Genomic DNA, 21,638 nt, shown 5'->3' with positions numbered 1-21,638 from the left:
TGATCGAACCCGCAAAAATTTTGTATAGCGATATACAATATACTCTAGCTACCAATCGGTGTAAAACCACTCTCTTACCGGAATTTGGCCGATCTACACTTAACACCAAACAAATCACGGGAGATAACTTACTTTGTCTTAGCTGAGTAAGACAGAGTAAACTCTTAGTCACCCCCACCCGTGGCCCCAAACGAAGCAGATTCAGAACTATGGCCGACACTTCCTCCAACACACGCTCCGGCCGGATCGACGCTTCTGGAGCGGTGATCCGACAGTACAACCCCCACACTCCGAGGGCTCAATGACAGGTCGCCGCTCCGTCGAAACGCCGATCGAGGACACGTTCAGGAAGTACCTCACCGACAAGGGGAAAGGCGACGCCGGCGAGGACGGCGCGTACCGAACCGACGCTGAGCGCGAGCTCCATCGATTCAGACGCTGGTGTCTCGGGAAGACGTCTGACTCCGCGAATGCAACGCCGCCGGAGTCGTGGGCCGGCGTCGTCGACGGCGACACCGTCCGGTTCGTCAACCTCGACACGACGGTCTTCTCGGACTACGCGCGGTATCTCTCGACCGCGGGGTACGCCGCCGGGACCGTGCTCACCTACTACGCACACGTCGCGTCGTGGTGCGGGTGGGCACATGCGCAGGGCTACCTCCCGCGGCACTACGCTCGCGAGTCGGACGCCGAAGACCCGCTCCCCGAGAACAACGGTCGACGTCCAGGTGACCAGCAGGCGTGGGAGCCGATCCACCGCGACGTGATCACGCAGTTCGTCGACCGACGCGTCTCCGAGGCGTTCGACGCGCTCGGTGCGATCGAGGTCTCTCACGCCGACCGGGGCGACCCCGAAAGCGAGACGTGGCAGGCCAAGCAGAAAGCCCGATTCACAGCGTACCAGCGGTGTCGTGAACAGGCGCTCGTGTACGTCGTCGCTTACACCGGCCTGCGCGGGTCAGAGTTCCTCTCCGCGCCGAAGGAGGACCGAGAGGGCCGCAATGGCATCCGCTGGCGTGACGTGTCGTTCGCGGACAGCAGCGTCACCGTGTTCCGAAAGAGTCGCGAGTGGAAGGAGGCATCGCTCCCCGAGCCCGTCATTGCGCCGCTGAAACGGTACGCCGAGGTGCTGGAGGTACCGGAGTCGTGGCCGGTGTTCACGACCCTCCACCGGCCGTCGCTCGCGAATCATGTTACCGAGGGGCTTGCTGACACTGGTCTCGACGACGACGCGATCGAGCGCGTCCGAGCGGGCGCTCCCGACCTGATCGTCGCCGCCGAGCACGACCTCAACGCGCCGAAGCCGCTCACCACGGACGGCGCGCGATCGATTATGGAGCGGCTCTGGACCCACGACGCACTCGTCGAGCGTCGCGACGAGCTTGACCTCTCGCTCGATGGCGATTACCTCGAACTCCACGGCGGGCGACGGGGCGTTGGTGAGGTCCTCGTTCGACAGTTCGGCTACGCCGCGGCCGCGCGGTATCTCGACAACAGCGAGGAGCAGGTCCGCGAGGCGTACCAGCACATCGAAGCGGCTGAACGCGCCGATATGGCGACCGAGGCATTTTCACAGACGGACCAGCGAGTTAGTGACCAGTAGAGCCCTGTCGAGGTCAACGACAAGTAATATGACACTCCATAGATAGGAACCGTTGCGCTGACACGGATACTATTCGTCCAGTCGTTCGTCGAGGGTGGCGTCAAGTTCCTCGATATCGACGACTTCTGTAGCGACGGGTCATTCATCCTGGTAGTCGTGACTCTTGTTGGTGAGAACCCGTTTGAGTGGTCTTTCAGTTGCTGATTGCTGTCAAATCTGAGCTTCGGTCGACATTAGGGCTCATTTCCTGGTCCTACGCTCTCCTCATCGGTTTCCCCTATTTCAGAATAGATTACTATTCTAAAATATTTATGTTAAAGTGGAATAGCATGCTATTCAAGCTATTCACCACAGAGTTAAGTCGTGAGGGGGATATTCTGTTGAATAGCATGAGTGACTCAGATAGCCAGAATAGTATAGATAGTACAAGTAGCCCAAATAGCCCATATAGATCGGTACAGACCGACGGGAATTCTCGCGCAGTGTCGGTTTGCATGCTGAAAGGGGGCGTTGGTAAATCAACAATCGCAGTCAACCTCGCCCGACAGCTGGCCGCTCAAGATCATGACGTTCTCCTCATTGATCTTGACCCAAACGGTCACGCATCCGTCGGATTAGGCTATGACGACGAATATCACAACACGGAGGAGACTATTGGTGATGTCTTCTTCGACGATGCTGATCCAACCTCTGTCGTCTATGATACCGGCTACGAGTTTGATATTCTCCCCTCCAGCGAGGACCTCGAACAGGTTGAGCGGGAGATTGTTGTCGGTGATGTCTTCCAGCCCTCTGGGCTGCTCAAGCGAGAAGTCGTCGACCCACTTCTCGGGAACACCTATGATTACATCGTCACAGATTCACCGGCGTACCGGTCCCGACTTACGGACAACGCGCTGGTCGCGACGGCAAATTTAGTCCTTCCCCTCGCACCTGGAAACGAGGCGATAGCCGGCCTTGAGAGAACTATTGAGCGGCAGATTTCCCCGCTCCGTCAACACATGGACGTTGACGTGCTGGCGCTCGTCCCGAATATGCTGAGCGGTCGTATCGACCAGCAGACCCAGGATCGGCAGCTCCTCGAACGCCTCAACTCGCACGATAACCTTCAGGACCGCATCCCGAACTTCGCGCGGATCACGGACTGGGAGGCCGTCGACGCCGGCGATCTCAAACCCTCACCAGGGATCCGGGACCGTACCAGCATCACGAAGGCCTACGGTGAGCGCAAACCACTGCTAGATTACGATCCCGACTGTGACCAGCTGAAGTGTTTCGATGAGTTGGCGCACATCGTCAAGACCGGGAAGGTGGTTCGGCATGACTGAGGACGATCCGTTTGCCGACCTCGGAGAGACGCTTGAAGATGAACCGGACGACGAACCACAGGACACGGATGAGGCGTCCGAACCGGAGAGGACGGAAGATACCTCTACTCAAGACTCAGTGGAGCCGCGGGATCCGATAACCGATACTGCGTTCAGCTACGAGGCTGCCAAACAGCGCCCCTTCTATGCCCGTGAGACTACGATCGAGGACTTCGATTCTTGGCTGAAGTACGAATTGGAACGCGAGATCAACCAGCAGGGCTACCAGAACATCGTCGTTCGAGAGATGACAGACGCGCTCCTCCGAACTGTCGTGGAGGAAGACCTCGTCGACGAAGTGGCGGAACGGTTCGGACAAGCCCGCGAATCCGCTTCTTTAGAATCTGATGAATAGTGTACTATTCTAAAATAGGAAACTATTCCACAATACCTTAATAGCAGTCCCAGAGTCCCTGAATCTCCCGCTCGTAGGCTGGGCTCAGCCGAGCCTGCGTGTTCTGCGGGTACAGCCTTCGTGATAGACCAGATGTCTATGACCTATATTACGACACCGCACGAACGGTGGTGTATGACCGGAGGTGAATCGAGTCCCGAGGGCCCGATGGAACGCCAACCCACGGGTGAAGACCGGGTACGAATGATCGCCCGGCAGATTTCAGAGCCGCGGACAGCAAATTGGATTGCCTCCGAAACGGACTGGTCACACGAGCCAACTAAGCGTGCCCTCGAACGTCTCGTCGACAACGGTGTCCTCCACCGTGACGACACCGGAGCCCACACGACATACTTCCCCGATTATCGTCGTCAAGCGCTCAACGAGGCCGTACGCCTCCGGGACAGCGGCCATACCGTCGAAGACCTCATCGAACGGCTCACTGAGATGAACGCTCAGATCCGAAGATGGGAGGCCGAGTTCGATGTCGAATCGCCGAACCAGCTTCGCGGGACGATTGCCGACCAGAGACTCGACGTCACCGAAGAGAATCGTCGCCGAGGGATCGCACGTGAGTGGGAACAGCTCCGGCAGCGAATCGAAATTGTGGGTTTTGTCATCCGTGAGTGGGACTTTCTGGCCCCAGCGACTGAATGTGGTGAGTCCCTGAGGTGACGGACCTCGTTCTCCGCACGTCCGCTGCTGGCAGATGAATGTTTATGTGAATCCCGATTCACATATAATGTTTTTATAGTAGTGGTCCGTGAGACGGCATATGAACCGTGAGACGAACAGCCAGAATTCGCCTGGGGGGACCATTTCGCTTTCAATACCACCTTCAGATCCAGCGTTATTCAAACACAAAGCGACGAGCGACATCCTCCTCTTTTTAACGAATCACCGATTCAGTGACTTCTCACTGCGAGAACTCGCGACACAGATCGATCACTCACATCAGTCCGTCCGACGGGCAGTAAACGTTCTCAGCGCGAACGACCTAGTCGTCGACTCTCCTGAAAGCAACCAGCGACTTGTCCAGATCAACAGACAGCGCCTGTCGATTCCAGACGATCCGATTCTCCGAATTTCCCAGTCAGAGTATCACCAACCGGTCAAAGCTGCGGTTACCGAGCTTCGTGAGAACATCAACGATGTCGTTGGCATCATCCTGTATGGGAGTGTGGCTCGGGGCGAGGCTGACCGACGGAGTGATATCGATCTCTGGGTGCTAACCCGTTCTGGGCGAGCTGAAAGCCAACGCGAAGCGAACGCCATTGCCCGTGATCTTGAAGAAACGGAGTTCGATGGGAACCGATACGCCTACGATATCGACGTCGAGGCTGTCCAAGCGATTCCGTCCTACACTAAGGACATCCGAGAGATCGTCGTGTCAGGAATTCCGGTCTACAAGACGAGTGACTTCGAAACCGTCGAAAACCTCCTCTTGGAGGAAGGAGCCGCCGATGAGTAACGGTTCCGACCCGGACGCTGTACTCACAGCACTCAACCGCGCACAGGATGCCTTCGAGATGGTCGGACGCGGTCGGGCAGCGTTCGAGGACGGGATTAGTGCCGACGAAGATTGGAAGACTCAACTGACGAAAGCCTGTCGCCTCCTCGAGGTTGTTGACACCCTCCAGTCACAGGACGGGTACTACACGGCCGTCATCGAGGTCTGCTTCGGCGCTATCGAACGGTCGATCGAGGCGTACACGCTCGCGATGACGAACGATACGCTTCAGGACTTTCAAGACCACCAATTCAGCTACGAGCGTGCTCACCAGATCGGGCTGTTTGAGCGGGAGACAGCAGAGGCAATGAAGGACCTCTACAGCGAGAACCGCACAGAGAGTTATTACGGCGGCGGACGTCCAACTGAAGAACAGGCGGAAGCAATGACCGACCTGGCCAGCGCAGTTCATCAGTTCGCAGTGAGCCAGATTCGGGAAGGTGGCGTCTGTCTGTGTGACTGACCTGGATACCTCAAGAGAGCACTATGGACCAGACTACATCCACAGAACGAACACCAGTGCCCTCCCTCTCCGACTCGTTCGAGCGGTACCTCTAGGACAGAGGGAAAGGTCGCGGTGTCGACGGCGAAAACTATCGACGCAACGCAGCCCGCAAACTCGGGCGATTCACTGAATGGGCCGCCGGTGAGGGCGGCGACGACGACTGGACCGAGATCGTCCTCGACGACATCGACCGAGAGCCCACCTTCAAAGACCTCGATAAACGTGTCTTCCGAGAGTATGCCCGGCACCTCGCCGGCGATCGGGGGCTCAAACAGAATACTGTACAAACCTATTACCGCTATATCTCTGCGTGGTGGGTAAGTTGCGAACGACACGAAACGTTCACGACTTCTTCTCTCACAACGGATATTTAGCAAAATAGAGAGGTTTATACCAGATATCTGTAGGTTATGTAGAACTCTGCTCTTGTACCTGATATGGGGAATATATCAGACTATCCAGAAACCTAGGACTATATCGTATTTCCGCTGCGGCCACCAACCTTCTGTATGCCCACGTTCGCCGTCAACTGTCCGGGGTGCGGGGTCTCGAAGGAGCACATGACGACGACCGCGAACAAGATCGGCGTCCACTGTAGTTGCGGCATCAGCTTCAGCGTCAACGTCGAGGAACAGACCGTCGACGACTGGTGGGAGCGCAAAGAGTCTCGCTCTTATGTAGAAACGCGGAAATCGGTCGTCTGCGTATGTTTACTTCACGCTGTGAAACTGAGTGAGCAGTTAAATCGCCAGAAGAGAGCAGGTCCGGTTCATGTCAGATCGACTTTCCACAGTTCTACATAAGAGCGAAGAGTCTTAACCAACAGGTAGAGCATATTGGTCTCCTATGTTGGTTAACAAAATCCGTCTGTAGTTCCACATAACTCCGAGCAATGCTGATAGGGAAATTCCGAGATACGGTATAAAAAGAGAGAAGACGACCTTAGCAGTCGCGAGCGACCGCTGGGCAGTCATGGACGGCAATCCGTTCCGGGAGCCCAGTCGCTCCACAGACGGGACACTCCACGAGTGGCGTCGGCGGGAGGTTGCGACACTGTTCGCGGGCTGCCTCGAGATGCGCGCGGACGACGGGCGACTCACACCGCGTGATCGCCTGTGCGAGATACATATTGAGTGCTTCGCGAGCCGTCCGTTCAGGCGTGCGTCTCTCGCGACCAGTCACCGCAATTTTCCCGGTCGTCGGGTGGCGGTAGTCAGATGTCGAGACGACGGTCTGTCGGTAGGCATCCGATACTTAGCTTTGAGAGGGGAACGGCCGCTAACCACATCAGTATTACCGATTTCTGGAGTGACTAATGCGCCCATCTCTTTCTTACCGCACTTTCCCTTGGGCGCTCTTGGGTAGAGGATTGTTGTGAGGGCTCGTTAGCTCAGGTGGGTTCCAAGAAGCCAAGGTTCAGCTATGTTCACGACCGTTCTGGAGGGGAAGCTCAAAAGAGCCGAGTTTGTAAAACCGCAAGACAGCTCGCCACCAACAATCTACGCCACAAGAGCGTTCCCTTGGGAGATACAAACGACACAGCCCAGAGCGCCCCAACTAACTAACCAGTACCGCCCCGCCACCACTACGGGTTCATCGTGTATCGACTCAGACGAAGATCTCACTATGTGATTTAGACGGTTCCTCTTGGTAGGGTGATGACCGTTTTTCTCGCTATCTCGAAATGAATCACACACACACCCCTTTTGCGAAATGTTCGGGATGTATTTGCCGGGTGGGTGTGCGCCGGTGAGTCCAACGATCAACGCTGGAAATCACACGAAGAACCTCTATCGAGGTAGAAAACAAGAGATAAGCTGGCGGTATTGTCTGCGGAGTAGGTGTCGTCCTCGATCCCTCGTCGACACCTACATTAACTGCGGTGAAGATTCTGTTCAAACGCTTTCTTATTAAGCGTTTCCGTTAGAAACGGTTAATTAGAAAACGGGTGCCTTAGACAATCTACCGCTCTAAATCCATGTTTTCTGCGGTTTCACGGCTTCTGCTCGCTGACCCTCCCCCACCCCTGAACATCCGAAACATTTCGCAAAAGGGGTGTGTGTGTAAGACCCCCCGTTTTGACCCCATATCAGTATCGTGTAATATCTCTCTGAGCAAGAACCCCGACTCCTACAATGAGAACTTCTGCTCACACTATTACTATTTCTTGACCCCCCTCACCAGATATCTCTATTCACCCATCTGGATCGATGCTTGGAACTTCTTGTTCCCAGCCCTCTTCGGCGTAGCTGTCGTCGTTGGGTGTCGCCTCAAACAGGCGGACAGCGGAATCAAGCGACTCAAGCCGATATTTTAGTTCATCGACTTGACGTGGCTCAATATGATACACATCGTCTACTCGCTTGACGAGGCCAGTTTCAAAGAGTCGAGCCATCACGTTTGACGCAGTTGTCTTGTCGAGGGCTGTTCGAGCTACGATTTCACGTGGCGTGAATCCGTACTCGTAGTGTGTAACAAGGAAGCTAAGGGCCTTGTACTCGTTTGATTCTGGCTTAACCGGAAACGGCTCATCAGCCGTGAGTTCGTCGACGGGAACTGGCATCCTTGTTACGACTTCTCAGAAGATGATATTACGGGTTTCGCAGAGCCGTTGTTCCACACGAAATAAGAAGCGTAGCGTCTCACTACTCTCTGTACGTCAACACACTATCTCACTGGGGTTAATGACCAGCAGCAGGATGGGTATCATCGTCATCCTGGTCGCCCTCGATTGGCTCGTAATCGGCACCGTTTCCAACGGGGGCAAACCCTGGGACGTAGCTGAAGCGTTTCCCTGGCTCCCCACGGAACATTAGTGGGAATGAACCACGATCCTCTCGAGCTTGATACTGCGGCCCCCACTTGTTAAGTGCCGTAGTTGGCTTCGCTACATGCGGGGCAGGGAGTTCTGCACGCTCTAGATCCTTGAGTGTGAGTACCCGTACTTCGAGTTCGCGTGCGAGTTTTTCGGCTCGCGGAGTGAGCTCGGTTGTGTGACAGAGGACTGGCATCGCACGACAGGCAAACGCTACCGTACAGAGCCGAAAGAGGACACGCGGTGTGATTGGATCCGTCGTCCAGTCTTTACACTGAGCGACGATCCAGTCGCTGGGTTCCTGCTGTTTCGTTCGTCGCCGAGCGACAACGTCAACCTCGAGACTGAAGATGTGTTGGCGTCTTGCCGCCCCGTATCCCCAGCGGTTGAGTGCCCGATCGAGTTGATACTCGAGCCACCGCCCATCACTGTCACCACGACCCCCGACATGTGGGTCGATTTCGCTAGGGTTGATATCCGCTTGAGTGGCCAGTACTGGACTTTCTGTTGGCACCGTGGGAAGAATGTCGCGTAGCGCTGTAGCGTGCTCAAGCGCTGTTGTGAACTTCTCAGCGGGTGCTTCGTCATAGTTGGCGTCTACCAGCGCAGCCCGCAGTGAGCGGATTAGCCAGCATAACTGTTCTTCGACGTGAGCGAGCGCATTCGCGTAGTCGTCGGCAGAATCTAGTACACTGTCGTCGGTCGAGTCATCATCACAATCTGGGTCAGGGAGTATCCGTTCGGCCTCCGTGATCGGCTGGCTGGTTAGATGCATGAGGCGGCGGGCGAACATCCGCTGGTCAGTTGTGAGCGTGTGGTCGCTTTCGAGTGTTTCACGGAGTGACGTGAGTCTCTCCGTGAGCGAGCGCAGGTGATCTGCGTACCCGTCTGGGAGGTGAGATTTGTCCGGGATCATCGTGTAAGCGGGCTGGGGGTGAAGTGCTGGCGAGTCAGTGAGGTTTCTGAGAGTGGTTGGACGGTTGGCTGACCCTGTTCTTGGAGATGGTGGGAGAGTGCTGCTTCGTCGGTGACGGTGACCCACTGGGGGCTGTCGGCTTCCCGGTACCGCAGTTCGCCGTCGACGGCCCCAAGCACACCTTGTTCAATTGTCGCCGTTGGGTCGAAGACGAGGACATCTGGATCCGGATGGGTCCACGTCTCACGAATCCATTCGAGCTGTGTCTCGATTGTCGGCGGGTCGATGGGATTCGGATATTGTGGTTCCGCTGGTGCGCTGATCGCAACGTCGGTGACACTGTCGCGACCACAGATACGCCAGCTTTCACCGGTCCACTCGAGTTCACGGCGGGTCCAAGTGTTGCTGTCGTTGTCTGGGTCGAGGATAAGCCGTCGCGGTGGAGTACAAGGTGGGTCCCACTGGAGGACACATGACCCATTGTCGGGGAGTGTACGGTCATCCGTTCGACGTTGGTGTTCGAACAGCGCAGCATCGATCTGTGACCGTGCTCGCCGTAATGTGGTGAGAGGGTCTGCCGGTGTGGCTGTTGTTTCATCGGCTTCGTCAACCGCCTCAAACAGTCGATGGAGGCGGATGTCGATGTCTCGAAGCGTCTCGAGAGCGCGGGCTTGTGTATCAGTCATGCGGTCTCCTCAGAATCTGGCTTGTAGCAGGCTGTCTGGAGGCGGCGGATGTACTCGGCGAGTGGTTCAGTTGCGTCTGTCGCGGTTACTGTCTTGGATCGGTCATCATAGTCGACTGCACCGACTTCATCGAGGGTCTCGAGATGCTGTTGGGTCAGCGCGATATAGACCGACGTGCGTTCGTCGCTCCCGACCTTGCTGGGGTCAATTGCGTTTTCGATGGCCGCGATCTCGATTGCGAGCTCATCAGTAGAGACTGCCTTGGAAGCGCGTGATACGGATAAGACGACGCGACGCCGGCGACTATTTCCGATCGCATTGAACGCGACATCGGGATCCATTGGGATAGCGAGCGATGCCGTCTCGTCAGCTGTGTTTGTCATTCAGCTCGCCTCCGCGGGTGGGATCGTCTGCCGGTGTGATTGCCGTCTCTTTGACGAGCCGTACTTAGCTAGGTACTCATCGAGATTGTCCTGTCGGCATGGCTGCGACTCTCGGGTTGACTCGCGAAGTTGACTGCCGATAGTGTGGATATCTGCGCTACTAGCTGCTTCGTCACGCTGGTGGGCGGTTTGTACGATGCTGTGTGTCAGTGGGTCAGTTTGTGGAGTGGCGCTCTGAGAGACAGAGTTATGACTCCTGACCCGGGTACTTTGGCCTGCTGTCATTGGTCTGGCAGCACGATTCCTCCGGCGTCCGAGCGCCGGGGGAGTTCTCTCGGATCGTGCTATTCCGCTAGACGGACGATTGTGACTTTTATATTCGTGTCACAAACCGCGTCTACTGTATTCTCGTTTTTGAGTGGCTGTACCGCTCGAATCAGTCTGTAGTCTTAATCTCCTGTTAAATCACACTCCGCTCCCACCGGTAGCTAAAAACATACTTCTCATAGACTATGAGTCTAAAATTAACGACATCTATGATGGCAGGGCTGACGCCGACTCTCTCCGCTGTCACTTCGTTGATGTTGGCACCGAGATGGACGACTGCGGTGAGAATAACTCACCGTGCCCGACAGACCTCGCCAGCGACGAGTCGATCAGTCATCATTTCTTTCTGTCTCCTCAACCGCATCTCGTTCACCAAGGACTTCCTTTTGTACAGCAGACTCCTCGTCCGATCGGTCTGGATGATGCCCTACGCTCTGAAAGTGCGGAAGCAGACTGTCGGTTAACTCCACACCAGCGACGCCGGCAGGCAACGATCGTTCGCTAGCCGTCTCAAATCGTTCGACGACCTCTAATGTTGTCGAACTCACACCAAGATTGTCGATGAGATGATCAAGTTTCGAGTCCCTCTGCTCGTACCGGTATCGCATCTCGTGTGCTTGGACCCCTTCGCGGAGAGGCAGTACAACTGCTCAACACTGAGGGATGTCATGGTATTTGGAGATAGCCTGAATAATCTCATCTAGGCCCTCGTCGATGTATGAGCTGATCTTCGTGCCTATGTTGATTCGACTGCTTTTGAGTGATTGGCTTAATTCCGCCAAGTAGATATCGAATTGGTATCTACCGGCCCCGGCTACTCCCCGCTGCCGCGCCCCCATCTGGCTTCGCCCCGAACACGCTCACTGGCTCCGCCCCGAACGAATCGCCGACGATAACCCGAGAGCGATAATCCCTCGTCAGTCTACACCCCCACCTCTCTCCCTCGTCTCTCGTCTTCTGCTCTGCTGATTGCTGTCTCCCGCGTCTACTGGTCCGGTCGTTGTTGGTTGTGCCATCGGTTCGCTGTTTGAGGTCTCGGCTGGCCTCGCTGTTCGCTCGCGCTCGTCGGTTCGAGATTCGGTCATCGTCGACGTCGCTGTCGGTGGTAGTCCTGTCGCGTCGTTGCTCCCGCAGTTGGTGGTGTCGGTGTCGTCGTCGATACCCCCCAGCCCCACTCTCGCATCGCGCCCGCAACACTCGACGTCGTCGACGCACCCGCACCCCCACTCTCGCATCGCGACGGTGATTCGCAGGTGTTGTCGCCGCCGCCCGCCGCCGCTGGTTCAGTCTCGGGTGTCGCGTCGCAACAGGTGTCTCTTGGGGTCGCCGTCGCCGCTGGTCTGGGCTCGTCGTTCATCGTCGATACTGGTCCAGTCTCGTTTCGGTGGTCGCCCTCCGCCGTCGGTACTGGTCTGTTCTCGCTGAGGCGGTTCGGTATTCGTTCTCAGTGCTCTGCTGATCTCGCTGGGGTGCTTCGGTGTCCGTCGTCGTTGTCGATCGCTGTTCGATATGTCGGTGGTCTTCGCCGGCGCTGTTCTCAGTCAGTCGATCCCCAGCTGGGCTGGTTGTCGATCGCGTTCGTTAGTCGGTCGGTGGTGCCCCCCGCGGATCTGCTGGTGCGTCTCGTCGGTGGTCTCTCTTTGCTGGCGTTGTCCGCCGGTGGTGTGTCTCCCCCCGTCACTGTCTGTCTCGCACCTGCTTCTGGAGGTGGGTCTATCGTCCCCTCAACACCCATCTTCTGCGCCGCTCTCCGAGGGTTCCATCCACTGTCAGTATTCTGATAGTCTTCGCCTCGCTGCTCCGTCCGCCCTCTCTTTCTCCGGGGTTGTTTCTCGGCTCCGTCCCGAATCGTTCGCTACGCGACTATCTACTGAACTTCATCTCCCCTGAACCCTAATTGTGTGAATTCGGCTGAACATGTGTGACAACCAAAGGTTTTCTCATAGTACCTCTAAAGCTTTCTCATCGTATAGCTGAACGTGTGTAGTTGATTTCGGAGGTGTTAGACTAATTACGGACCCCCCGAATCCCGCCACTATCTGGTAATTAGCCATATTATAAAATATTATATGTATATTATTATATAAGCCCTCAAATCAGATACCGTCCGGTAATTATAGGAACTGGAAAGATAATTTGGCCGCTTATTACGAATCTATCTGAATCGGCTGCCGTACGGTAATTAGCAATCTAATTATAGATACTCGCAATCCTGCCGCCATCTGGTAATGAGACTGGATGTAGTAAGGAGGTCAGTCGAGTTCTAGTAGTTATCATAGAACCCCTATATCGCATTGCTATCTGGTAATTAGTGAACTAATTATGAACCCCTCTTATTCCGCTGCTATCTGGTAATTATACTATTTTGCCTTTCCAAGTCAACTCCTCGCTGTTGGTTATTACAAGTATCCTATATCTTGCTGCCGTCTGGTAATTAGTGAACTAATTATGGACCCTTCCCATCCGTCTTTAGTTAAGCGAGAAACCGCGTGACAGCGGCAGCTTATTGAGGCACCTTTCGGAAGGAATGAGGAAGCCGTGTCTGTGCACAACAACGACTCCTCGTCTCGAATTATGCGTCGGCTCACTACACTGTTTCCCTCTAAATTTCTTGAAGAACACGCCGAGGAACTCGGCGTGGTCGAACGCGACCGCAAGCTCCAGATCCCTGCCTTCGTCTGGACATTCGTGTTCGGCTTCGCCGCAGGCGAAAGCCGAACACTCGCCGGGTTCAGACGCTGTTACAACTCTACTGCCGATGAGACGATCTCTCCGAGCGGATTCTATCAGCGGTTGACTCCGATGCTTGCGGAGTACCTCCGTGACCTCGTCGAGCGCGGTCTCGACGAGGTCGCTGTTCCTAACGCTGTTGACGCTGATATTAACCGATTTAGAGATGTGATGATCGCTGATGGAACGGTGTTGCGGTTACACGAATTTCTCTCCGATCAGTTCGAAGCTCGCCACGAGGAGCAGGCTGGAGCGAAGCTCCACCTGCTCCACAATGCCACAGAGCAGACGATTGAACGGCTCGATACTGCTAACGAGAAAACGCACGACAGCACCCTGTTCAAAACAGGACCGTGGCTTGAGAACCGCCTCGTGTTGTTCGATCTCGCCTATTTCAAGTACCGCCGGTTTGCGCTGATCGACGAGAACGACGGCTACTTCGTGAGTCGGCTGAAGCAGAACGCAAATCCGGTGATTACGGCAGAATTACGGGAATGGCGCAGCCGCGCCATTCGCTTAGAGGGCAAGCAGCTCCGCGCCGTTCTCGACGATCTCGACCGGAAGTACATCGATGTAGAGGTCGAAGTAGAGTTCAAACGAGGGCCGTATAACGGGACACGGTCGCTGGATACGAAGCGATTTCGCGTCGTCGGCGTCCGCGACGAGGACGCCGACGACTATCACCTGTATGTGACGAATTTAGCGAGGAAGGAGTTCTTTCCGGCGGATTTAGCGGAGATCTACCGCTGTCGGTGGGAAGTTGAGTTGTTGTTCCGCGAGCTGAAGACTCAGTACGAACTGGACGAGTTCGACACAAGTGACGAACACGTGGTGAGGATCTTATTGTACGCAGCACTGCTGTCGCTGCTTGTAAGCCGTGATCTGTTGGATCTCGTCACTGAGCGGGCGGATGATGAACTCGTCTTTCCGACAGAGCGCTGGGCGGCGACCTTCCGGTCGCACGCCCAGCTTATTCTCCACGAACTCGGTGAGTACCTCGGCTACTCACCACCGCCGCTGCTCGAACGGCTGATAGAAGACGCTCAAAAGATCCACAAGCAGCGACCGATCTTACAAGAGACACTCGCTACCGCTACACAACCGAGGTGTGAGGCTTAACTGAAGACGGATGGGACCCTTCCTATCCCGCTTCCATACAGTAATTAGTAGCGCGACGACCCCCGAAAAATCATACTCAAATTGGTATATTCTGCTGAGGAGTGGGGCTATTGAGATGGTAGTCATTGTGAATGAGGTTGGCGTATTTGGAAGTGGTAGGGCATGAGAATGCTGGCACTATCTGGCGTTTTGGCGGCTGAGAGTATAGGGCCAGTACTAGTGTATCTATACCGGATTCTGTGTTTGAAGCGCCTCGCTCTATTTTGAGTTAGTTTCGCTTCGGGAGTCGGAGGGCGCGCTCTATTCTGGGTCAGAAGTCGCTGAAGAGGAATCGACATACTGCTCGCATTTTGCTGGGTCAAAATACGGACTCGATGATGTTGCTCTCGCAAATACGAGTCTGATTTTGAGGGTTTCGATGGTAGTCCAGTCTCGCTAGGGTGGGTCGTCCTTCGTCCTCGGTGCTGATCTCGCCGAGGTGGTTCGTCATTCGTCGTCGATACTGGTCCGGTCTCGCTGAGGTGGTTCGTCGTCTACTGTTGGTGCTAGTCTAGTCTCGTCGAGGCGGGTCGTCGTTCGTTCTCAGTGTAGCTCCGATCTCGGTGTGGTGTTTTAGTGTCCGTCGTCGGTGTCGGTCGCTGCTCGAAGTGTCGGTGGTCCTCGCCGGGGCTGTTCTCAGCTAGTCGGTTTTCAACTGGCTGGTCATCGAGCGCGTCCGCTGGTCGTTCGTTGTGTCTCCGTGGATCAGTGGGTGCGTTTCGTCGGTACACTCCGGTCACTGATGTCTGTCCATCATCTACCTCTGGTGGCTGCTCTATATCCTCTCTCGACTCCCATCTCCTGCGCCACTCGCTGAGGGTTCCACCCAATATCAGTATTCTGATAGTCTTCGCCTCGCCGCGACATTCGTTCCCTGTTTCTCCAGATCTGTTTCTCGGCTCCGTCCCGAATCGTTCGCTACGCGACTATCTACTGAACTTCATCTCCCCTGAACCCTAATTGTGTGAATTCGGCTGAACATGTGTGACAACTAGAAATTTATTTATAGCATCTCTAAAGCTTTCTAGTTGTATGGCTGAACTTGTGTAGCTGCTATCAGGTGTGCTGTTCTATATACGAACCCCCCAAATCCCGCTGCCATCTAGTATTTATAGGAATAGATAGATAGAATACATAAATTAATAGAGGGTGGTGCCAATCGCCACGCTGTCTAGTATTACTGGAGAATTTGGATCGGGATTATCGGATATATACAGAATACCTGAATAGCGGTGCCGTCTGGTATTTACGGTGCTATATACAAGAAGGCTGTATCATGCCGCCGTCTGGTATTTATCGTGGTAGTTTGTGTTTCGCACCTCCTGCTTTGATGGTTAATATGTACCTGCCGAATACCGGTGTCGTCTGGTATTTACAGCACTATATACAAAAAAGCCGTATCGTACTGCCATATTGTAAATAGGAAATTTTCGGCTGGTCGTGCGATTGGGATTTGGTAGTTAATACGTATCCCCGCAATACTGGTGCCGTATGGTATTTACGAGACTATATATGGAATGCCGTAGTCGCGGTGCCGTCTGGTATTTATATGGTTGGTTAGGCTGTGAAAACTGTACTAAATATGGTAGGAAGCACAAAGTAGTGGGGAGATCGAGCTGGTGGCTATCGTGAAAGGAGGTAGGCTGACTTGGAAGCTGTAGGGTGTGAGGGTGCCGGCACCAGCTGGCGTTCGATGGTTGAGAGCTAGAGAATCAGTATTGGTGTGGCTTGCTCCGAATACTTCGTGGAGGGGTTGTACTCTATTCGTGTGTTAGTGTTGTATTCAGGGTCGGGGGGTCGCGCTCCATTCATGAGTCATTTTTGCGTCCGCTCTTGTGTAGCACATTGTTGATTTCAGAGAGTGGCTTTGACGGCATGTTTGAGCGCTTCTCGTCCGGGTTTGCGGTAGAGTTCTCGTCTGAGTTGGAACGCTCGGAAATACTGTGTGAGACGGTCTTTTGAGATGCCTCGATGCGGCGAGAGCCACCGTCGCGCCAGCGACGCGTGGCTCTCGCACGTGTTCACGTGGACCGTGTCGGCGGCGTACTCACCGTCTCCGTGAACGACGTATTCCCGGTCGAAGCTCTCGTCTTCCTCAAGCGGATCGTACGCGCGAAATCCGTCGGTATAGACGGTGAGAGGCTCCTGCTGGCGGTCAGCCAGCAGGAGCCGAATCGTCGATTCGTCTGCAGATTTCGCCGGCACGATGTACCGCCGCTCGGTGCCGCGATCCACGAGGACGAACACCGGCGGTTTGTCCTGTTCATACGTCCCGCGCCCGCGTCGAGAGAGGCCACGAGAGCGCGACCAGCGGTCGCGCTCGCGGCCTTTTAGGCCGGCAGAGACGTAGAACTCGTCAATTTCAACCGGGCCACGGAGATCGAGTGACGGCGCGTCGAGCGCTTCGGTGAAGCGCTCGACACGCCTGTGGATCGTTTTGTAGGTGACCTCGATTTCGCACTGTAACTGTCTGAGACTCGTGTTAAACCGCAAAAACGCGTAGATCGAGAACAACCATTTGCGGAGCGCAATCTTCGAATGAGCGAAGATCGTGCCGGTCTTATCGTTGAACGTGCGGTCGCAATCCTTACAGAGATACCGTTGAAAGTGTCCATAGCTGCCGTTTCTGACCGTTCGGTCAGAACGGCAGCGAGGACAGGAAACACCGTCACGCCAGCGAACCTGTTGGAGCAGGTCCGCTGCGACCGATTCCGACCCAAACACATCTAGCGGAATTATCCGTGTCGGACACCGCTGACGCGGTGTCCTTGTCCTCTTCGACTCGGCAGCTACAGCTCAGCAGTATCAACAATCTCCTACAGAAGAGCGGAGGATCTATTCAGCAGCGAACTCGACACCGGTAATCTCGAACCGTGCTCCTCCCGTAGACCCGTCGATCACATGGATGTCCCAGCCGTGGGCTTGCGCGATCTGTTTAACGATATTCAGCCCGAATCCAGTCCCGCCTTCGGTGGTGGAGTAACCCATCTCAAATACTACCTCTTGTTCCTCATCAGGAATCCCCGGCCCATTGTCCTCGACATAGAACCCACCGTCTACTTCTCCGACTGTAATCGTCACGTTGTCCCCACCGTGTTCAACCGCGTTCCGCATGAGATTTTCAAGGAGTTGCTTGAGCCGACTCTGATCTGCTTGAATCTGCCGGTTAATCTCCGTATTGAGTGTTGCCTCGGAAGTAGATACGTTCTCCCAGCAGTTCGCAGTAAGGGTCGCCAGATCAACTGGTTCAATGTTACTGACTCTGTTTCCGGTGCGTGCCAGAGTAAGGAGATCATCAATTAAACGTTCCATCCGGTCGTGTGCGCGAGCGATACCGTCAAGATGCTCGCTATCGCACTCGTCTTTGGCTAACTCTAATCGTCCGGTGGCAACACTCAGCGGATTTCGGAGGTCATGAGAAACGACACTAGCGAACTCCTCCAGACGATCGTTCTGTTGCTCCAATTCCTCTTTGTTCGCTACCCGATCGAGATGGTGTGATGCGTGCGTAATGAGCAGTTCTGCCAGCTGTAAATCCTGTTCATTGAATGCATCGGCCTCTTTACTGACCGCTTGGAAATTTCCGAACTCACCGATCGGGAGACTGATTGCGGAAATCCACGACCCTTGTGGATTCGCTTCCTCCCATTCAGTTATGTCCTCGATAAGGTACGACTCACCTGTTCGGTATGTTTTCCCCGCAATCCCTTCGTCAATGGACATCGCATCGAATTCGTCAGGTTCTAAGCCCGAAGAGACAAATTTTGGATGTAATTGCCCGTCTTCCTCAAGCGCAACAACTGAGAGGTCGAAATCTAAAAGAGTTTCTGCAGAATCAATGATCTGCTGGCAAATCTCCTCGCGAGAATCTCTCTTCGCGAGTTCACTAGCGACATCATGCAGCTTAGAAACTACTTGCTCGTATCTGATGTCACCATTGTTGGTCCGGCCCATCACCTAAGAAATCTCACAGAGGAACTTATGTCTATTTTTTCATATGATAGAATCCAAGAGTAAATATAAATTCGAAGATCGTTTGATCTGAGAGTGAGTGATATGTACTCTGTCTTGAGCGATTCCCAAGGAGCAACACAAGTGTGGGGCAACCGTTCTATGACACCTTCCAAGCTGTTGTCACCACGAGCCACTAGCGTAGCATCTGAAGTCGTAAACACCTTTTTCATCTTGAGTAATGGCATATGTACCTATGGTTGACTCGATACGCGATTTCTTCGCTGAAATTGAAAACCCGGACCGGAACTTAGTTGTTCTCGACCAGTCCTCGCCAGAACCGGTCCGGAACATGCTTAACTCATTAGTTGAAGACCAGCTCGTCTCACTCACTCAGCTCGATGCTGAAGATACAGACTCTATTCGCGGCGAGGCCGACACACGTGTCGTCGCCTTAGTCGAAAACGGCAATGTACTTGCTCGGTCAAGCGTTAATGAACTGCTTGAATCAGTCCTACTGATCAATTCAGACCTGTACAAAACAGGTGCAATCGATCTTGGTGACGTTGTCCTACCAGACGTACTCAAAGGACTTGATGAGGTTCCGTTCCGAGTCAGAGGGTATCCAGAATCACACAACGAGAAACTCCTGTTGATCGTTATCTCACGAGTGATTGAACGAATTGCTTCTGAAACAGGTGGCGGGACACTTCGCGCCTCATTCCAACGACTATCTCGACTCTACGATGAGAAAGGAACCTACGAGGTGTACGACACCCTCAGCAAGCAGGACGTTGACATCCACATCTACGGCGTCTGTGATATTGAACCGTCAAAAACACCGCCAGTCACCGTCCACACGGGAGACACCTACGTGTACAAGAACTCGTGGTTTGTCGTGTTCACACCCCCAGCAGGCAGTGCGACTAGCGACTATGCCGCGCTCGTTGCGCTTGAAGCCGAGCCGAACGTCTGGAATGGCTTTTGGACGTTCCGACCAGAGCTTGTCACTCAGATCGAAACCTATCTTACAGAGAACGTGTGAGGGAGTCATAGAACTCTTCTCACACTGTGATCACGGTGCTTCCCGGATTGTCTCCTCGTTCGTAGTTGGTGATTGCGACGACGAGACGAAGCCACAGCGCAAGGAACACCTGCGCTCGTGCATGAACGCGGCTTCGGCGTGCGTTCGCCCGAGGCCGCAGTCCTTCACTGATTCGTTAGTTCGTTCAACTCCCGTACGGCGATTGTACGTCTCGTCCAGCATCGATTGCTTCGGGTGAACGTCTTCGCTGTGTTCCTCGATGCGGTCTTCGACCTGTACTCGATATCGAGCGTATCGTAGGCGATGTCACCGACCATCCAAATTGGGTGCTTGACGACGAGCGCGTCACACGTGACGCGCATCGCCGTCTCCTCTGGCGCTTGTTTGCTCTCGGTGAACTCGGCTGCAATCGGGATCTTTTGGGCGGTCGAGACGATTGTACAGCCGTAGTAGTACTCGTCCTCGGTTGGATCGTAGCACTTCGAGGCGTCTTGATCAGCGGGCATCGCCCTCACGTCGGTTGAATCAATGCAATAGGTCAAGTCGGGCAGGCCGCGGGCGGCGGCCTGCTCGACGAGCCGGTCGAATACCTCGTTAACGACGTGTTCGAGGTTAGTGAGGAAGCGATCGACCGCGTCTCTTAACGGCGGTCGATCGAAGCCACAGCTCAGCCAGACAACCGTGTTCCGCAGCTCTCGCTCAACAGGACGAATGCCGTAGATGTCCTTGTAGTAGCAGTGGAGGAAGCCACGCATCAACTCTGGTGGTTCGTGGTCTCGTGTTCGCCCCGTCTCCGCCGGGACGAACACGTCGAATTCTTCGAGAAACTCGAAGGAGAGGTGCTCAAACAACGCTAACGTCTCGGTCTCCACGACATTGATGAACGAGTCTACCGAAGGGTGATCTTACAGGGTCGCTGGGCTCATACCACCTCAGCGTTCACCCTGCTCTTTGGGTCGCGCAAAGTTAGAGGATGAGGCGGACGAGTTCTGAGTGTCTATGACAGATTTCGACCGCCTCAGCGAACGTACCACGTGGATCGACTTGTCGTTTGTGGAGCGAGATCGAACTCCGCGCTGGGCGATTGAAGTAGGAATCCGCTGTCACTTGGCCGGTATGTCGCTACGCGAGGTAAGTAAATTCCTCGAAATTTTTGGGATTAATCGGACTCATGTCGCTGTTCATAACTGGGTTCATAAGGCCGATCTACAGCCGATCTCGACAGTCTCCGCGGATCAGCTCGCGGTTGACGAAAAGATGATCCGCCTCCACGGTCAGAAGTTCTGGCTGTACGGGGCGGTTGATCCGTATACCAACGAAATCCCTTCGCGTTAAGTTTGTCGTGAATTGTGGTAGACGGCGAAGGCTTCGAGCCAATTTTGAGTAGTCTCTAGCGCGACATGACTGAAACTATTTGCGAACGATGATGTTCGTCGTTCTATTTCCCAAAAGACACGTTCGATAGCGTTCCGATTTCCATGACGAATCACCCGAAACCGATAGCCATCTTCAGCAAGAACTGGGCCGAGATAATCGGCGTCATCGACGAGAAATTCGACACCATCGAGCTGATAACGCTGGTGAAGCTCGGTGAGAAACCATCGCGTCGTCTGTTTATTTGCGGTCGGATAGAGGCTCACGTGAAGGATTTCGTTCGTCTGTGGATCAACCGCGCCGTACAGCCAGAACTTCTGGCCGTGGAGGCGGATCATCTTTTCGTCGACCGCGAGTTGATCCTCGGAGATGGTCGATATCGGCTGTAGATCGGCTTTATGAACCCAGTTATGGACAGCGACGTGACTCCGCCTGATCCCAAACAGCTCAAGATGCTTACTTACCTCACGTAGTGACATACCAGCCAAGTGACAGCGGATCCCTACTTCAATCGCCCAGCGTGGAGTTCGATCTCGCTCCACAAACGACAAGTCGATCCACGTGATACGTTCGCTGAGGCGGTCGAATTCTGCCATAAGCACTCAGAACTCGTCCGCCTCATTCTCTAACTTTACGCGACCCGAAATCCTCCATTTAAGCTTCTATCCGACCGCAACGAAACAGATGACACGGTGGTTTCTCACCGAGCTTCACCGACGCTACCAGCTCGATGGTGTCGAATTCCTCGTTGATGACGCAGATTATCTTGGCCCAGTTTTTGCTGAAGATGGAGGGTGTCATAGAACGATTGTCATGGGTGGCATGAGAGAGCGTTTGTCTATTTGAGTTCGAAAAATAGCGCCAGAATCCTGAA

General features: G+C 54.5%; 18 protein-coding genes and 2 pseudogenes. 11 read left to right on the top strand and 9 right to left on the bottom strand.

What is annotated here, in order from left to right; all coding sequences use genetic code 11:
* The first annotated feature begins 301 nt into the window (after positions 1-301).
* The 8 genes and pseudogenes from BN903_RS11170 (at position 302) to BN903_RS17525 (ending at position 6,182) form a co-directional block, all read left to right on the top strand.
* Positions 302-1,603, top strand: coding sequence for a hypothetical protein (locus BN903_RS11170; RefSeq protein ID WP_048077791.1), 1,302 nt, complete (start codon positions 302-304; stop codon positions 1,601-1,603).
* A 389-nt stretch (positions 1,604-1,992) separates the two neighbouring features.
* Positions 1,993-2,931 carry a ParA family protein gene (locus BN903_RS11165; protein WP_079890651.1) on the top strand — a complete coding sequence of 313 codons (939 nt, stop codon included), beginning with the start codon at positions 1,993-1,995 and terminating at the stop codon, positions 2,929-2,931.
* Entirely contained in the window at positions 2,924-3,325 is a 402-nt protein-coding gene (locus BN903_RS11160; protein ID WP_048077790.1) for a hypothetical protein, read from the top strand. The genes BN903_RS11165 and BN903_RS11160 overlap by 8 nt, the downstream gene beginning before the upstream one ends.
* Before the next feature lie 132 nt (positions 3,326-3,457).
* Positions 3,458-4,039, top strand: coding sequence for a hypothetical protein (locus BN903_RS11155; protein ID WP_048077789.1), 582 nt, complete (start codon positions 3,458-3,460; stop codon positions 4,037-4,039).
* Positions 4,040-4,139: 100 nt separating this feature from the next.
* The gene (locus BN903_RS11150) at positions 4,140-4,835 is read left to right on the top strand and encodes a nucleotidyltransferase domain-containing protein (RefSeq protein WP_048077788.1); all 696 of its coding nucleotides are present in this window, start codon (positions 4,140-4,142) and stop codon (positions 4,833-4,835) included.
* Positions 4,828-5,337, top strand: a complete 510-nt coding sequence (locus BN903_RS11145; protein ID WP_195155788.1) for a DNA-binding protein — start codon at positions 4,828-4,830, stop codon at positions 5,335-5,337. Before BN903_RS11150 ends, BN903_RS11145 begins: the two co-directional genes overlap by 8 nt.
* 23 nt (positions 5,338-5,360) lie before the next feature.
* Positions 5,361-5,705: pseudogene (locus BN903_RS15975) on the top strand (phage integrase SAM-like domain-containing protein); the annotation flags it as partial.
* A 183-nt stretch (positions 5,706-5,888) separates the two neighbouring features.
* On the top strand, positions 5,889-6,182 hold the full coding sequence (locus tag BN903_RS17525; RefSeq protein WP_048077787.1) for a hypothetical protein: 294 nt from the start codon (positions 5,889-5,891) through the stop codon (positions 6,180-6,182).
* 1,391 nt (positions 6,183-7,573) lie between these two features.
* On the opposite strand, the gene BN903_RS11135 is transcribed toward BN903_RS17525, so the two are convergent.
* From BN903_RS11135 to BN903_RS18125, 5 genes are all read right to left on the bottom strand, one after another.
* Entirely contained in the window at positions 7,574-7,942 is a 369-nt protein-coding gene (locus BN903_RS11135) for a helix-turn-helix domain-containing protein (protein WP_048077786.1), read from the bottom strand.
* A 118-nt stretch (positions 7,943-8,060) separates the two neighbouring features.
* On the bottom strand, positions 8,061-9,110 hold the full coding sequence (locus BN903_RS17520) for a hypothetical protein (protein ID WP_195155787.1): 1,050 nt from the start codon (positions 9,108-9,110) through the stop codon (positions 8,061-8,063).
* A complete protein-coding gene (locus BN903_RS15960; RefSeq protein WP_079890646.1) occupies positions 9,107-9,796 on the bottom strand; it encodes a hypothetical protein in 690 nt (229 codons plus the stop codon). Before BN903_RS15960 ends, BN903_RS17520 begins: the two co-directional genes overlap by 4 nt.
* Complete coding sequence (locus tag BN903_RS11120) at positions 9,793-10,179, bottom strand: hypothetical protein (protein ID WP_228841091.1); 387 nt, start codon at positions 10,177-10,179, stop codon at positions 9,793-9,795. The genes BN903_RS15960 and BN903_RS11120 overlap by 4 nt, the downstream gene beginning before the upstream one ends.
* 656 nt (positions 10,180-10,835) lie before the next feature.
* On the bottom strand, positions 10,836-11,054 hold the full coding sequence (locus BN903_RS18125) for a hypothetical protein (protein WP_228841090.1): 219 nt from the start codon (positions 11,052-11,054) through the stop codon (positions 10,836-10,838).
* 2,026 nt (positions 11,055-13,080) lie between these two features.
* On the opposite strand from BN903_RS18125, the gene BN903_RS11110 reads away from it, so the two are divergent.
* Positions 13,081-14,355 (top strand): IS4 family transposase, encoded by a 1,275-nt coding sequence (locus BN903_RS11110; RefSeq protein WP_048077782.1) that lies wholly within the window; start codon positions 13,081-13,083, stop codon positions 14,353-14,355.
* Positions 14,356-16,248: 1,893 nt separating this feature from the next.
* On the opposite strand, the gene BN903_RS11105 is transcribed toward BN903_RS11110, so the two are convergent.
* Positions 16,249-17,133 (bottom strand): IS1595 family transposase, encoded by an 885-nt coding sequence (locus BN903_RS11105; RefSeq protein ID WP_048077125.1) that lies wholly within the window; start codon positions 17,131-17,133, stop codon positions 16,249-16,251.
* Positions 17,134-17,229: 96 nt separating this feature from the next.
* The gene (locus BN903_RS11100; RefSeq protein ID WP_048077781.1) at positions 17,230-18,348 is read right to left on the bottom strand and encodes a HAMP domain-containing sensor histidine kinase; all 1,119 of its coding nucleotides are present in this window, start codon (positions 18,346-18,348) and stop codon (positions 17,230-17,232) included.
* 253 nt (positions 18,349-18,601) lie between these two features.
* Between BN903_RS11100 and BN903_RS11095 the strand changes: the two genes are divergently transcribed.
* Positions 18,602-19,390, top strand: coding sequence for a DICT sensory domain-containing protein (locus BN903_RS11095; protein WP_048077780.1), 789 nt, complete (start codon positions 18,602-18,604; stop codon positions 19,388-19,390).
* Between the two features lie 19 nt (positions 19,391-19,409).
* On the opposite strand, the pseudogene BN903_RS11090 reads toward BN903_RS11095, so the two are convergent.
* Positions 19,410-20,271, bottom strand: a pseudogene (locus BN903_RS11090) (transposase).
* Positions 20,272-20,389: 118 nt separating this feature from the next.
* On the opposite strand from BN903_RS11090, the gene BN903_RS11085 reads away from it, so the two are divergent.
* Complete coding sequence (locus BN903_RS11085) at positions 20,390-20,725, top strand: hypothetical protein (RefSeq protein ID WP_228841089.1); 336 nt, start codon at positions 20,390-20,392, stop codon at positions 20,723-20,725.
* Here the strand turns inward: BN903_RS11085 and BN903_RS11080 are convergent.
* Positions 20,722-21,360, bottom strand: a complete 639-nt coding sequence (locus BN903_RS11080) for an IS6 family transposase (protein ID WP_079890645.1) — start codon at positions 21,358-21,360, stop codon at positions 20,722-20,724. The genes BN903_RS11085 and BN903_RS11080 overlap by 4 nt on opposite strands.
* Positions 21,361-21,638: the final 278 nt, after the last annotated feature.

It is taken from the genome of Halorubrum sp. AJ67, from assembly GCF_000513435.1.
The sequence above is the reverse complement of the archived record's forward strand: the minus strand, read 5'-3'. Positions and strand labels throughout refer to the sequence as shown.